Source organism: Bacillus sp. FSL K6-4563 (assembly GCF_038630405.1).
Taxonomy (GTDB): Bacteria; Bacillota; Bacilli; order Bacillales; family Bacillaceae; genus Bacillus; species Bacillus pumilus.
This window is the reverse complement of record NZ_CP152030.1, coordinates 3,070,024-3,084,408: the sequence shown is the minus strand read 5'-3', so window position 1 is coordinate 3,084,408 and position 14,385 is coordinate 3,070,024. Positions and strand designations below refer to the sequence as shown.

14 protein-coding genes are annotated in these 14,385 nt (G+C 44.3%); all 14 read left to right on the top strand.

What is annotated here, in order from left to right:
* Position 1 precedes the first annotated feature (1 nt).
* The 14 genes from MHH54_RS15765 (at position 2) to MHH54_RS15700 (ending at position 14,364) form a co-directional block, all read left to right on the top strand.
* A complete protein-coding gene (locus tag MHH54_RS15765) occupies positions 2-841 on the top strand; it encodes a glycosyltransferase (RefSeq protein WP_342500414.1) in 840 nt (279 codons plus the stop codon).
* Complete coding sequence (locus MHH54_RS15760; RefSeq protein ID WP_342500413.1) at positions 834-1,964, top strand: glycosyltransferase family 1 protein; 1,131 nt, start codon at positions 834-836, stop codon at positions 1,962-1,964. The genes MHH54_RS15765 and MHH54_RS15760 overlap by 8 nt, the downstream gene beginning before the upstream one ends.
* Positions 1,965-1,978: 14 nt before the next feature.
* Positions 1,979-3,082: an EpsG family protein gene (locus tag MHH54_RS15755; RefSeq protein WP_342500412.1), complete on the top strand. Its 1,104-nt coding sequence runs from the start codon at positions 1,979-1,981 to the stop codon at positions 3,080-3,082.
* Positions 3,083-3,109: 27 nt separating this feature from the next.
* Complete coding sequence (locus MHH54_RS15750; protein WP_106035633.1) at positions 3,110-4,132, top strand: glycosyltransferase; 1,023 nt, start codon at positions 3,110-3,112, stop codon at positions 4,130-4,132.
* A 5-nt stretch (positions 4,133-4,137) separates the two neighbouring features.
* Positions 4,138-5,166: a polysaccharide pyruvyl transferase family protein gene (locus tag MHH54_RS15745; RefSeq protein ID WP_342500411.1), complete on the top strand. Its 1,029-nt coding sequence runs from the start codon at positions 4,138-4,140 to the stop codon at positions 5,164-5,166.
* A 28-nt stretch (positions 5,167-5,194) separates the two neighbouring features.
* Positions 5,195-6,709, top strand: coding sequence for an MATE family efflux transporter (locus MHH54_RS15740; RefSeq protein WP_342500410.1), 1,515 nt, complete (start codon positions 5,195-5,197; stop codon positions 6,707-6,709).
* Positions 6,710-6,729: 20 nt separating this feature from the next.
* The gene (locus MHH54_RS15735) at positions 6,730-7,323 is read left to right on the top strand and encodes a sugar transferase (RefSeq protein WP_342500409.1); all 594 of its coding nucleotides are present in this window, start codon (positions 6,730-6,732) and stop codon (positions 7,321-7,323) included.
* On the top strand, positions 7,286-7,972 hold the full coding sequence (locus MHH54_RS15730) for an acetyltransferase (protein ID WP_065097993.1): 687 nt from the start codon (positions 7,286-7,288) through the stop codon (positions 7,970-7,972). Before MHH54_RS15735 ends, MHH54_RS15730 begins: the two co-directional genes overlap by 38 nt.
* Entirely contained in the window at positions 7,972-9,150 is a 1,179-nt protein-coding gene (locus MHH54_RS15725; protein WP_065098089.1) for an aminotransferase class I/II-fold pyridoxal phosphate-dependent enzyme, read from the top strand. The genes MHH54_RS15730 and MHH54_RS15725 overlap by 1 nt, the downstream gene beginning before the upstream one ends.
* A gap of 149 nt (positions 9,151-9,299) precedes the next feature.
* Positions 9,300-10,922: a nickel ABC transporter substrate-binding protein gene (gene nikA, locus MHH54_RS15720; protein WP_003213056.1), complete on the top strand. Its 1,623-nt coding sequence runs from the start codon at positions 9,300-9,302 to the stop codon at positions 10,920-10,922.
* An 18-nt stretch (positions 10,923-10,940) separates the two neighbouring features.
* The gene (gene nikB, locus MHH54_RS15715) at positions 10,941-11,885 is read left to right on the top strand and encodes a nickel ABC transporter permease subunit NikB (protein WP_003212889.1); all 945 of its coding nucleotides are present in this window, start codon (positions 10,941-10,943) and stop codon (positions 11,883-11,885) included.
* Positions 11,882-12,715: a nickel ABC transporter permease subunit NikC gene (gene nikC, locus MHH54_RS15710; protein ID WP_003213255.1), complete on the top strand. Its 834-nt coding sequence runs from the start codon at positions 11,882-11,884 to the stop codon at positions 12,713-12,715. Before nikB ends, nikC begins: the two co-directional genes overlap by 4 nt.
* 4 nt (positions 12,716-12,719) lie before the next feature.
* Positions 12,720-13,535, top strand: coding sequence for an ABC transporter ATP-binding protein (locus tag MHH54_RS15705; RefSeq protein WP_003213686.1), 816 nt, complete (start codon positions 12,720-12,722; stop codon positions 13,533-13,535).
* 13 nt (positions 13,536-13,548) lie between these two features.
* A complete protein-coding gene (locus MHH54_RS15700; RefSeq protein ID WP_342500408.1) occupies positions 13,549-14,364 on the top strand; it encodes an ATP-binding cassette domain-containing protein in 816 nt (271 codons plus the stop codon).
* Positions 14,365-14,385 lie beyond the last annotated feature (21 nt).

The following is a 14,385-nucleotide window of genomic DNA, read 5'->3' as shown; positions in this document are numbered from 1 at the left end:
CATGCATAAGCCAAAGGTGTCTATCATCATGGGCGTCTATAATTGCCAAGACACAGTAGAAGAAAGTATTGACTCCATTCTTCATCAAACATATGACAACTGGGAGTTCATCATATGTGATGACGCATCAACAGACGGCACCTATGAAAAAGTGCTGTCCTATACAAAACGAGAACCTGAAAGAATTCGCCTTATCCGCAATGAGCATAATCAAAGGCTCGCTGCCAGTCTGAATCGCTGTCTAGCTGAAGCGAGGGGAGACTTGATTGCAAGGCAGGATGGCGACGATATATCAGTACTTGATCGTTTAGAAAAACAGGTGGATTTCCTTGAATCACATCCTGAATATGATGTGGTCGGGACGGCGATGACCGTGTTTGATGAATTGGGTACAAAAGGTGTACGTGCACTGATTTCAGAGCCTGATCGAAAAGTGCTGGCAAGAGGGACGCCTTTTTGTCATGGAACCATTATGATGAGGGCTGCTGCGTACAAGGCTTTAAATGGATATCGCTCTGTGAAAACAACGAGACGGATGGAAGATATTGATCTGTGGATCCGTTTTTTTGCTACGGGGAGAAAAGGCTTTAATTTACAAGAGCCGTTATACCTTGTGAGAGAGGATGAAGCGGCTTTTCAGCGTCGTAAGTTTCAATATTCGATAGATAATGCCTGGCTCGTTTTAAAAGCATGCTGGTTATTAAAATTGCCGCCGGTTCATTATTTGTTTGCGTTAAAGCCGGTGGTCCGTGCCTGTTTATCACCGAAGATCATGAAATTTTATCATCAGCGGAAGCTGGAGGCGTCTTTGTTGAAAAGGAGGCGGATTCGGGATGAGTGAGCCAAAGCGTGTACTTCATATTGTGGGCGGGATGAACCGCGGCGGAGCTGAAACGATGATCATGAACATCTATCGTGCGCTCGATAGAAATGTTCTTCAATTTGACTTTATTACCCACCGGAAGGATGTCTGTGATTATGATGAGGAAATTCAGAGGCTCGGAGGACGTATCTTTTACGTCCCGAGTATTGGAGCGTCCTCTCCTTTGGCATTTGTCAGAACATTGACAAAGACGATCAAACGAACAGGACCGTATCAAGCAGTGCATGCACATACAGATTTTCAAACAGGCTTCTCTGCCCTTGCTGCGAAATTGGCGGGTGTGAAGGTGCGGATTTGTCATTCGCATAATACAGCTTGGAAACAGTCGCCAAATTGGGTAGACCATTTGATGCTCAAAGGGTTTCGCCGGCTGATTTTTGCATTTTCTACAAAGCTTGTTGCATGCGGTGAGGATGCCGGCTCCTTTTTATTTGGGCAGAAAAAAATGAAGAATGGACAGGTTGAGGTGCTGCCGAATGGGATCGATTTATCCCTTTTCTTTCAGCCTGATCCAGAAGAAAAGGTGAAGATCAAAAAGCAGCTGGGTCTTCAGGAAAAGAGTATGGTGATAGGTCATATTGGCCGTTTTCATGAACAAAAAAATCACGTTTTTTTTATGGAATTGGCACAGACCTTAAAGAAGCAGGGGGTTTCATTTCAGCTTGTCCTTGTAGGGGATGGACCGCTGAGGCAGGTGGTTGAATCATATGCGGAAAAGGCCGGTTTGTTAGACAACATTGTCTTTACAGGCGTTGTATCGGACGTTCCAGACTATATGAAAGCATTTGATGTATTTGTGATGCCTTCCTTGTTTGAAGGCCTTCCACTCGTTTTAGTGGAAGCACAGGCATCTGGATTGCCTTGTGTGATTTCAGATCATATTACAGAGGAAGTAGATTTAGGCTGCGGTCTTGTGAAAAGAATGTCGCTGCGGGATTCCGCGCATGAATGGATGAAGGCGGTGCTTGAAGCGTATCATGCAGAGCCTCCTCTTCAAGAGACCATTACGTACCAGCTTGAACAAAGAGGATTTGATGTCAAACAGAACATCACACGTGTGATGAATGGATATGGACTGTAAGGAAGGAATGGCAGATGGCGGTATATTTGGTGAACATGATCATGGTCTATTTATGGTCGAGCTTTGCCGCATTTTACGGTAAGCGTGATGATACCATTCAAAGCGGATGGCGGCCTAACAAGATTCTCGTGTTATTTCCGTTTTTGTTTCTTTGTATTGTCGCTGGTATTCGGTACAAAGTAGGAACCGATTTTGTCACATATGGACAGATGTATGAGTTCTCCATCAATTATGAAAAGCCTTGGCATATCTTCGGATTTGGTGTGGACAAGGCGGCTACTGACCCAGGATTTACGTTTATTTTATGGATGCTCAATCAACTGTCCCATGATCCGCAAATCATGTATATCTCGGTTGGGGCGATCACCTATTTTTTTATCATCAAGACGCTCATTCAATATGGTCGTCCCTTTGAGCTGAGTATGCTGCTTTTTCTCGGCACCTTTCATTATTACGCTTCGTTTAATGGCATGCGTCAGTATATGGTGGCGGCGGTTCTTTTTTATGCCATCCGTCTTGTGATCAATGGTCAGTGGAAATTATATTTTCCGCTTGTCCTCGTATGTTCATTGTTTCATTCATCAGCTCTTATCATGATTCCTGTGTATTTTATCGTGAGAACAAAATCGTGGTCATGGATGATGCTGGTCTTATGCATGATTTTCTTAGGGTTAACCGCTCTTTATGACCGCTTTATTTCCGTGTTTGTCGTAATGCTGCAAGGCAGTTCGTATGGGCATTACGAGGAATGGCTCACAACGAATACAAATGGAATGAATGTGACAAAAATCGGTGTATTGATTTTGCCGCTTTTGCTTGCGTTCTTTTATCGAAAACGGCTTCGTGAGCTGACGCCTGAGAGTGATTACGTTGTGAACTTTTGTTTGCTCGGTTTCTTGTTTGGCATCCTTGCCACAAAGGATGTCATTTATGCAAGATTTCATATTTATTTTGGCTTGTATCAGCTTATTTTACTGCCGTATTTCACACGTATTTTTGATCAGCGGTCTAATGTTTTTATCTATGTAGGGATTGCTGTTTGCTATATTCTGTACAGCATCATGCTGATGCCGTTCGATTCATCTGTGTTACCGTACAGGACGATATTTACAAAGTAGATTTTGAGAAAGGTGGGGCATGTTGTAATGCCAGCTATCAGTCTATTGGTCGCAGTCTACAATACGAGTCAGTATGTGGAGCAATGCCTTCAATCAATTGCAGATCAAAGTTTTTCAAATATAGAGGTCATTCTCGTGAATGATGGATCTACAGATCGTAGCGGAGAATATCTTGAAGCATTTGCTTCGCAAGATCAGCGGTTTCGGGTCATTCATCAAACCAATCAAGGGTTAGGCGCTGTGAGGAACCGGGGCATCGAAGAAGCAAAGGGCACGTATATTGCCTTTGTTGATTCAGATGATATTCTAGCGCCTCATTACTGCGAAGCCTTGTATGAAAAAGCTGAAATGACCGGCGCAGATCTAGTTGTCAGTGAGTACTGGATTCAATTTGAACAGTCAAAGCGAACCATACCAACGACGTTGTTAGCCGAGCGGTCGGCCGAAAAAACGAGTTTAATTGAAGCATTATTGCATGGAGACATTACGGGGTTCTCATGGAATAAGCTGTATCGACGTGCCTTTATCGAAGAACATCACATTCGATTTCCGCTGCGGGGGGAACTTGAGAACATAGAAGATCAATATGTGACGCTGCGCTGTTTTTCTTTATCTCGCGGCATTGCCTTTGTTCATGAACCTCTTTATTACTACCGTGTTCATCTGTCTTCTATTGTGCAGCGATATCAGAAGCAGTATTTTCATCATGGACTAACCTTTTATCATGCGCAGCGCTTGTTTTTGACAGAATATGATGACATCTCTCTGTATGAAAAGGCACTTGATTTTTTTATTGTCAATCATACCCTTCATTGTATGCTCAACGAATGGAAGAGCCAAAATGCACTCTCTCTTCGGGAAAAGCTTGATCACATGCGGGAAATGGTGACACACGAGGCTTTTCAGCATGCTGTCAAACAAGTGGAACCATCGAAGCTCACCGCTCGAAAGCGAATGATTTTATTCCTTGCGAAGTGCCGGCTGGTTTATCCGCTGTCTGCCGCCGCTTCTAGCTATCAAAAATGGATCGAATATCAAACAAGGAAATAGGGGTGATGAGATTGACATTGCAGCAATTGAAGGCGCACGCCGCAGAGTGGCTGCTCTTAAAGGTTAAATATCCGCTTGAATATCGACTGAGCCGCCAAAGCCTGCCAAAGCGGAGTCATCAGAAGAAAATCATTCTCACGCTGCTGCCAGGACATGATAATTTAGGGGATCATGCCATTGCCTATGCGAGTTATTGTTTTTTAAAAGAGCACTTTCCCGCCTACGACATCATGGAAGTGGACATGAAGGAGATTTATCGCCTCGCCCGTCCGTTAAAGCGTATGCGGCACCCAGAAGACATCGTCTGTATCATCGGTGGAGGCAATATGGGGGACTTATACCGTTATGAAGAATGGACGAGACAATTTATCATGAAAACCTTCAAGTCCTATCCGGTGATTCAATTGCCGGCCACTGCCCATTTTACAGAAACAAAGAGAGGAAAAAGAGAGGAACGCCGCGCCATTCAAACATACAAACACCATCCAAGGCTGCTTCTCATGGCAAGAGATCAAACAACCTACACTTGGATGAAGCAGCACTTCCCTGATCAAGATGTGTGGAAACAGCCTGATATGGTGCTGACATTAGATGAATCAAACAAGGAACAAAAACGTGAAGGGGTTCTACTTTGTTTGCGAGAGGATAAGGAAGCGTATCTCACTGAAAAGGAGCGGCGGGAGCTAAAGCAGCATATTCAAGAGACGTATGATCAAGTCGGTTTGATCACAACGACAATTGGCAAACGAGTGGATCGAACGACTCGCTTAGATGAATTATCTGCTTTATGGAAAGAGTTAAGTAAGGCTCAGGTCGTCGTGACAGACCGGCTTCACGGCATGATTTTTTGTGCGATTACGCAAACACCGTGTGTTGTCCTCAGGTCGTTTGATCATAAGGTGATGGAAGGATATGAATGGGTGGCTCATCTTCCGTTTTTGACGCTATTGAAAGAACCGAATGAGGCGTCTGTGAAAGAGGCGATTCATCAGCTGATGAAAACGAGCAGACAAAAGGGAGAGGAAGCTGGATGAAGGCTTTTACACGCTGCGTGAAATCAAAATGAATCGAGCGTTTCTTTACAATGCCAGTGCAAACATCATGACGTTTGTCTTGATGATGCTTATGTCTGTTTGTTTAACACCGTACATCGTTCATACACTTGGAGTCGAAGCATTCGGCTTAATCCATCTGACGCAAAATATGATCAACTATTTATCGGTTATTACGGCGTCATTAAGTGCTGTGGTGGTGCGTTTTTTTTCTGTGGCGGCTCATAAAGGAGAAATGGAGAAGGCGCAGCGCTATCTCTCATCTTATTTCGTCAGTTCCATTTTTTTATCGATTAGCCTTTTTTTGTTTTGTCTGTTCATGTCCAGCCAGCTTGTAGAGTGGCTTCATGTGCCTGATGATCTCGCCAAGGACACACAGACCGCCTTTATATTAGGGGGTCTATTATTTATGCTCAATTTTGTCATGTCCGGCATTGGGGCTGCGCCGTTTTATGCGAATAAGTTATATGTATCAAGTATTGGTCAGGCTATTCAAATGTTTTTGAGGGCAATGATGATTGTGCTGCTGTTTACATGGACGGCACCCGCCATCTGGCATATTCCACTTGCGGCTGTGATAGGAAGCATGGCGGCTATGGGAATTGGTATCTATTATTTTAAAAAGCTTATTCCTTGGTTTTCGTTTAAGTGGCGGCACGTTTCACTATCTTCTAGTCTTACACTTGTTCGATCAGGGGTCTGGCATTCTTTTGAGCAAATGGGGATTTTGCTATTTTTACAGATTGATTTATTGATGACGAATCTGCTCATTGGAGCGGAAGCGACGGGACAGTATGCGGCGATATTACAATTTCCATTATTATTACGCACACTCGCAGGGACATTGGCGGTTGTATTTGCCCCAACGATTACGAAATTTTACTCGAATCAAGATGAAAAAGGTCTCATTCAATATGCAGCCAGTGCCATTAAGTGGAGCGGATTATTTGTCGCGTTTCCGGCCGCTCTGCTAGGAGGACTTGCCGGTCCGCTCATGCTTTTATGGCTGGGACCTGCCTTTGAAGAGCTGAAATGGCTTCTCATGATTCATGCTGCTTATTTATGCTTGACCTTGATGTTTTTACCGCTGACATATGTGCCGACCGCTTTTAATCGATTGAAGGTTCCAGCGGTGGTCACGCTCATATTAGGTGTATCCAATGTACTTTTTGCCTATGGATTGACTCATACGCTTCAGCTTGGTTTATACGGCATTGCATCAGCGGGAGCGATTGTTTTATTGATCAAAAATATTGTGTTTCTGCCATTTTATACGGCCCGCATCACGAATCAGAAACGCACCATCTTTTACAAACATACGATGGTTCCACTTGCAGGAGCGCTCATGATTTGGGGCGTCTGTGCAGGAATTCAAGCGATTTATGACGTGACGTCCTGGTGGGAGCTGTTTTGTATTGGCGGTCTATGTTTCTTTCTTTATATGGGCTACTTGTATCAATTTGCAGGAACAAAACGAGAGCGGCAGCAGCTGGTGCATAAGGTAAAACAAGCTGTTTCCCGCTAGTGAGAAAAGGAGATTTCATGATGAAAAGAATGTTAGATGTGATGGTGGCATTGACGCTGCTCATCGCAGGCAGTCTTCTTTTTCTTCTGCTTTATGGATTGATTCGGTGGAAAATTGGGAGGCCTGTGTTGTTTCGGCAGAAGCGGCCTGGTCTGTATGGTCGGCCATTTATGCTATATAAATTTCGGACGATGACCGATGAGCGTGACGAGCACGGGGTGCTCCTGCCAGATCATCTTCGATTAACAAAAACCGGCGCCTTGATTCGCAAGCTCAGTCTTGATGAATTGCCGCAGCTAGTCAATGTCCTAAAAGGAGAGCTCAGTCTCGTTGGACCAAGGCCGCTTCTGATGGAATATCTACCGATGTATACAGAGGAGCAAGCAAGGCGCCATCTTGTCAAGCCTGGCATTACTGGATGGGCACAGGTGAATGGAAGGAACACGATCTCCTGGGAGGAGAAATTCTACTATGACCTCTGGTACGTCGAGCATCAATCATTTTGGCTTGATATGAAAATTTTATGGATGACCTTGCTGAAAGTCATCAAAACAGAGGGGGTGCAGCAGCCGCATCATGCCACAGCTGAAAAATTCAAAGGAACCGATATGTAAAGAGCAACCGATTGGTTTAATTGGTGCTGGTGGGCATAGCAAAGTCATTCAAGAAATGATTGCTGCCCATCCCGATTACTCATTATGTGCCGTATTAGATGATCAATTTGAAGAGACTACGACTCAAAGCAGTATCTTGTATGGACCGATCTCCGTGAGTCAACAGCTGAGAGAGACAATGCCACATATGAAATGGCTGATTGCGATCGGACAAAATGAGAGCAGACAGTTAGTAAAGGAACGCCTCTCCTTTGAAAACACGGCATTTTCCACACTCATCCATCCACAGGCGGTCGTAAGTCCATCAGCGGTCATTGGAAGAGGAGCTGTCGTAATGGCAAGGGCAGTAGTTCAAGCAGATGCAGTAATCGGTGAACATGCGATTATCAACACAGGATCTATCGTAGAGCATGACTGTATACTCGAATCATTTGTCCATCTGTCACCGGGAGCAGTGTTAACTGGCTGTGTGTCTGTACGAATGGGAACCCATATTGGGGCAGGTGCTGTTGTGATACCCGGGACATCAATCGGAAGCTGGACAATCATTGGCGCAGGAGCCGCAGTAACAAGAGATATACACGATCAGAAAGTCGCTGTAGGCATTCCTGCAATAGAAATCAAAGATCGGAGAGAGGGTGGGAAATGATGCAAGAAAGAAAACGGATTTACTTATCACCACCGCATATGAGCGGAAAAGAGTATTTGAAAATAGAGGAAGCTTTCAAGAGTAATTGGATTGCACCGCTTGGACCTCTTGTGAATGAATTTGAGCAGGCAGTCGCGCGCTATGCAGGAGTGAATGCAGGAGCGGCTTTATCTTCTGGAACAGCAGCAATTCACCTCGCATTAAAGCTTATTGGCGTTGAAAAAGGGGACATTGTCTTTTGTTCCACCCTCACATTTGTGGCAACTGCAAATCCGATTTTATATGAACAAGCCACGCCCGTTTTTATTGATTCTGAAAGGGATACATGGAATATGTGCCCGCTTGCTTTAGAGAAAGCCTTTGTGGAATCAAAACGACTTGGAAAAAGACCCCGTGCAGTCATTGTCGTGCATTTATATGGACAAAGCGCAAAAATGGACGAGATCCTGGCGTTGTGTGAAGCATATGATGTGCCAGTCATTGAGGATGCGGCTGAATCGTTAGGTGCTCTATATAAAGGAAAAAAAAGCGGCTCAATGGGCAGGTTCGGCATTTATTCGTTTAATGGCAATAAAATCATTACAACATCAGGCGGCGGAATGCTTGTGAGTAATGATGAAGCTGCGATCGAACGCTGCCGCTTTCTCGCTTCACAGGCAAGAGAGCGCGCGATGCATTATGAGCATCAAGAAATAGGATACAACTATCGCATGAGCAACCTGCTAGCAGGCGTCGGGATTGCTCAGATGGAAATATTGGACGAGCGTGTTGAACAAAAGCGCCGCATTTTCAAGCGGTATCAGGATGCGTTATCTAAAGTAGAGGGTCTTTATTTCATGTCTGAATATCAAGACACCAAGTCCAACCGCTGGCTGACGACATTGACCATTGATCGCGATAAAAGAACCTCTCCAGTGGACATCATTGCTGCACTAGAAGAAGAACAGATTGAAGCAAGGCGTGTATGGAAGCCGCTGCACCAACAGCCGCTCTTTCGTGATTGTCCCTTTTATTCAGCGGCGAAAGGCACTCCCGTATCTGAATTGTTATTTGAAACAGGGCTTTGTCTCCCCTCTGGAACAAGTATGACAGACGCTGAACAGGATCGTATCATTGACACACTTCGTCATGCCCTGCGAGAAAAAACCTTCACCTCTTCACAGGCTGCTCACTCGTAAGCAGCCTGCCTCTCTTTTTATCAAATTCATCAATTTGTGGAATAAATAGGTTTATTTATTGTCAATTCGTTTTAAATATGATATTGACAACGGGGTCCTTCCTCCTTAAAATGAAAATGATTATCAGCATCAATTAGGAGGAACATCTTATGTTTATTAGGAGTCAATTTTTTCCGAAAATTAAAATAAATACAGTCATCCCTTTCCTGCTTATCTTTTTATTAGTAGGCTGTTCTCAAGCAAACAATGGGGCAGATGGAAACAAGGATCATCCTGACATGATCACGATGGCTTGGCCGAGAGATATTGGCGAAATGAATCCGCACGTATACAACCCATCACAATTGTTCGCGCAATCAATGATTTATGAGCCATTGGTCAGCTATCAAAAGAATGGAAAGCTAAAACCTGAATTAGCGAAATCATGGGATGTGTCAAAGGATGGCAAGGTGTACACGTTCCATCTAAGAGACAAAGTGACATTTTCAGATGGATCTGAGTTTAATGCAAACATTGTGAAAAAGAACTTTGATTCCATCTTGAAAAACAAGGATATACATAGCTGGTTAGGTGTGATAAAAAAGATCAAAAAGACAGAAGCAGTAGACAAGAAAACATTTAAACTCACATTAACAGAGCCATATTATCCAACTGTTCAAGAATTAGCCGTTGTCCGCCCGGTTCGTTTCTTAGGCGAAGCAGGCTTCCCTAAAAACGGTGATACGTCAAAAGGAATTGAAAAACCAGTGGGAACAGGCCCTTGGGTATTAAAAACATATCAAAAAGATGACTATGCCATTTTCGAACGAAATGATCATTATTGGGGAGAAAAACCAAAGGTCAAAGAAATCAAAGTCAAGGTCATCCCAGATGCGGAAACGAGAGTCATGGCATTTGAAAAAGGTGATGTAGACGTCCTTTACGGAGAAGGAACCATTAGCCTGGATGCCTACAAACAGTTAGAGGCGAGCGGTAAGTATGAAACAAAAATGTCAGAGCCGGTAGCAACGAGACAGCTTGTCATGAACACAAAAGTGGATCAGCTGTCAGATGAGAAAGTGCGACATGCCCTTCAATATGCGATCAATAAGAAGTCAATGGTAGAAGGTGTTACCTCTGGCTTAGAGGATGAAGCAGATCACATATTGCCGACCAACATGCCTTACACATCTGATATTAAGGTGAAGTCGTTCCAATATGATGTAGACAAAGCGAAAGCATTGCTGGATGAAGCAGGCTGGACACTACCAAAAGGAAAAACCGTTCGTGAAAAAGATGGAAAAACGCTTGAATTTAGTATGATGTATGATTCAGCAGAATCGATTCAAAAAGCGATGGCTGAGACGCTTCAAGCAGAATGGGGTGCCATTGGCGTTGGTGTCAAACTTGAAGGTGTGGAGCTGGCAACACAGGTGCAGCGCTTTAAAGCTAATAAGTTTGATATGAACTTCTTTAGCAACTACGGAGCGCCATATGATCCGCATACATTTATGAACGTCGTCTCATCAGATGGTTTTGGATTCAAAGAAGCCATCTCAGCCTATCCAAATAAGGACAAGCTGATCAAAGAAATGAGCGAAATTCCATCAACAACCAATGAAAACAAACGAAAAGCACTTTATTCGTCTGTCTTATCTTCATTACAGGATCAAGGGGCAATTGTGCCAATCTCTTATTTTAAAAAGACAGCCGTTTATCAAAAAAATGTGAAGGACTTTGAGTTCCCAGCAAATCGCGACGAACATCCATTCACAGGTATTAAGCTGAAGTAATAGAAGGAAGGTTAGGAAATGGGCCGCTATATCGTCAAACGCATGCTATCAATCATCCCTGTATTTTTATTAGCCACTCTTTTCACGACTGGTATGATTCACCTTTCGCCAGTCGACCCGGCTGAGGCATATTTAGCGGCGGCTCATATCCAGCCAACGGATGAAATATTAGCGCAAAAACGAAGTGAATTTGGTTTAGACCAACCGTTTTATATGCAGTATCTTCACACCATTGAAAAAGTCATTCATCTTGATTTTGGCAAATCATATATGTCCAACCAGCCTGTGCTCAATGAGGTGATCTATAGAATACCAGCGACGATTCAATTGGCGCTGACTAGTCTACTGATTGCAATTTGTGTCAGCATTCCACTCGGCTTTTTCAGCGGCATGAGGAAAAATGGCGTCGTTGATCATGTGAGCCGGCTCATTTCTTTCTTAGGAGCATCTATCCCGACATTTGTCTTGGGGTATTTGCTCATCTTCTTTTTTTCGGTGAAGCTCGATCTTCTACCGGTTGAAGGGGTGGGAACATGGGAGCATCTCATTCTGCCGTCGGTCACACTTGCCGTCCCTTTAATTGCGATGTATACAAGGCTATTACGATCAAGTGTGAGTGAGGCGCTTCAAGAGCCGTTTGTTCAATATGCGAGAATTAGAGGATTAAAGGAACGGTCGATCATGTTCAAGCATGTATTGAGAATCGCGATATCGCCAATGCTGACAGGGCTTGGGGTGAATCTTGGCAAGCTGCTGACAGGAACCATTATCGTAGAGGCAGTTTTTTCATGGCCAGGGTTTGGGCGCTTCTTTATTGAAGCGATCTTTAACCGGGATCTGCCGGTCATTCAATTCTATGTCCTTATGGCAGCATGTATCTTTATTTTGAGCAGCTTGATTGTGGACTTACTTCAGCTGATCATTGACCCCCGTATTTCCAGAAAGGAAGGCCGCCAGTCATGATGACAAAAGGAAAATATCTCTTCTCTCATCAAAAGCTGATCTCGATCTGCGTGGTGCTCCTTGGTCTATTGCTGATTGTGACAATATGTGCGCCGTGGATCGCTCCACATGATCCGGCGGCTGTCAATCTAGCGATGAAGCTAAAGGGATCTTCGTGGGAGTATCCTCTTGGGACAGATCAATTAGGCCGATGCAATTTATCTCGAATTTTATATGGTGCACGTGTTTCACTAGGCTGTGCGTTATTAATCTTTCTCTCTTCTTTATTGATTGGGTTAATCGTTGGTTTGTTGTCAGGTTACAAAGGTGGCTGGATCGATCACGTCTTAATGAGAATCTGCGACGGGATCATGGCATTCCCGAACCTGGTGCTGATCCTCGGATTAGTCGGCATCTTCGGTCCTGGACTTTCTCAAGTAGTGCTTGCCTTGATGCTTGTGCAGTGGGTATACTATGCTCGCGTCTTCCGAGGAATGGTGCTGAGTTTAAAAGAACAGAACTTTATTGCCGCTGCGAAAATCAGCGGGACATCCCACTGGAACATCATGAGAAAGCATATGATTCCAAATGTCCTGCCGCCACTCGCGGTCATTGGCACACTTGAAATGGGCTGGGCGATTATGGACATTTCAGCGATGTCCTTTCTCGGATTAGGCGTTCAGCCTCCTATGCCTGAATGGGGAGCAATGATCCATGAAGGGAAATCGTATATTCAAACGAATCCTCAGTTGATGCTGTATCCAGGTCTTGTCATCATGGCTGTCGTCGTCCTCTTTAATTTACTAGGAGAAGCCCTTTCAGAGAAATATGGTATCAAACGCCGTGTGTAAAGGAATGATCAATGTGCAAGAGTCCATTTTACAAATAGAGAACCTGCATGTGCAGACGAAAACGCCTTATGGGACAACCTCTCTTATTCAGGACGTATCGTTTGAAGTAGGGCGAGGCCAAATCGTTGGATTAATAGGTGAGAGCGGCTGCGGGAAAACGGTGACAAGTATGTCGATCTTACATATGCTTGACCGAAAAACAACCGATGTCACTGGTAGCATCACACTTCAAGGACGAGAATTGATCGGTCTGAGTGAAAGGGATATACGTTCTATTCGGGGCAAGGACATCTCATATATCATGCAAAATCCAATGAACAGCTTTACGCCAGTATGGACGATCGGTCATCAGCTGATTGAAACCATCCGCCGGCATACTACTGTCAGTAAAAGGCAGGCAAAAGCGAAGGCAATAGATGCGTTAGCGCAGATGAATCTGCCGCAGCCAGACAAGCTGTTAAACAAGTATCCCTTTGAACTAAGCGGCGGCATGCTGCAGCGTGTCATGATTGCCATGGCTGCCTGTATGCACCCGCCTCTCCTCATAGCAGATGAACCAACAACTGCTTTAGATGTACACACGCAGAAGCTGGTGCTTGAGCATCTGAACCAAATTCGTCATGACTATGGAACTGCCATCTTGCTCATTACTCACGACCTTGGCGTCATTGCAGAAATGGCAGATCAGGTTGTTGTCATGAGACAGGGAGAAATGGTAGAAAAAGCAGAAGTCCTTGAGCTTTTTGAAAACCCCAAGCATGATTATACAAAGAAACTATTAGCAGCTCGTCCATCCATCCCAGCTGTTTGTCCGATTTGAGGTGAGAAGGCCCTTGCATTTATTAGAAGTGAAAGCAGTTAGTCATTCATACAACAGCCGGTCGTTTCTGATGAGAAAAAAAGGCGCAGACCAAGTCTTAAACGGCGTCAATTTAATCATTGAAGAAGGCACGTGCGTCGGATTACTGGGGCAAAGCGGCGCAGGGAAAAGCACGCTAGGTCGTATCATACTTGGTCTAGAGAAGCCAAAAGCCGGTCAGGTTCTTTTTGAAGGGCAGGATATATATTGTGCAGATCAAAGAACACGCAAACATTATCGCCGGCATGTGCAAGCGGTGTTTCAGGATTCGTACTCGGCGGTAAATCCAAGGTGGACAGTCGAACAAATTTTATCCGAGCCGCTTGAAAACTATGGAACCATGAGCCGAAAAGAACGCAAAAGCGTGCTGATCCATTGGCTGGAAAGAGTCGGGCTCAGTGAAAAGGACTTATCTAAATATCCGCACCAATTCAGCGGCGGTCAGCTGCAAAGAATCAACATTGCAAGAGCCTTATTACTGCAGCCAAAGCTCGTCGTACTGGATGAATCCGTCAGCAGCTTAGACATGGTCACACAGGGTGTCATTTTAGATTTATTAGTAGAATTAAAGAAGGAACTAGGTGTCGCTTACTTATTTATTACACATGATATGACGGCAGCCTATCACTTAAGTGATCAATTGGCGATATTAGATCAAGGTGAACTTGTTGCTCAATTTCGATCAAAGGATGATTTCTTTTCATCAGAAGAGAAAGCGGTGCAAAAGATGAGAGATGCAATGCTCGTAGACCATCCTTTGTCCCGAACAATTGGCAGACCGGTTCGATAAATCTTCATTACATCAATGCCT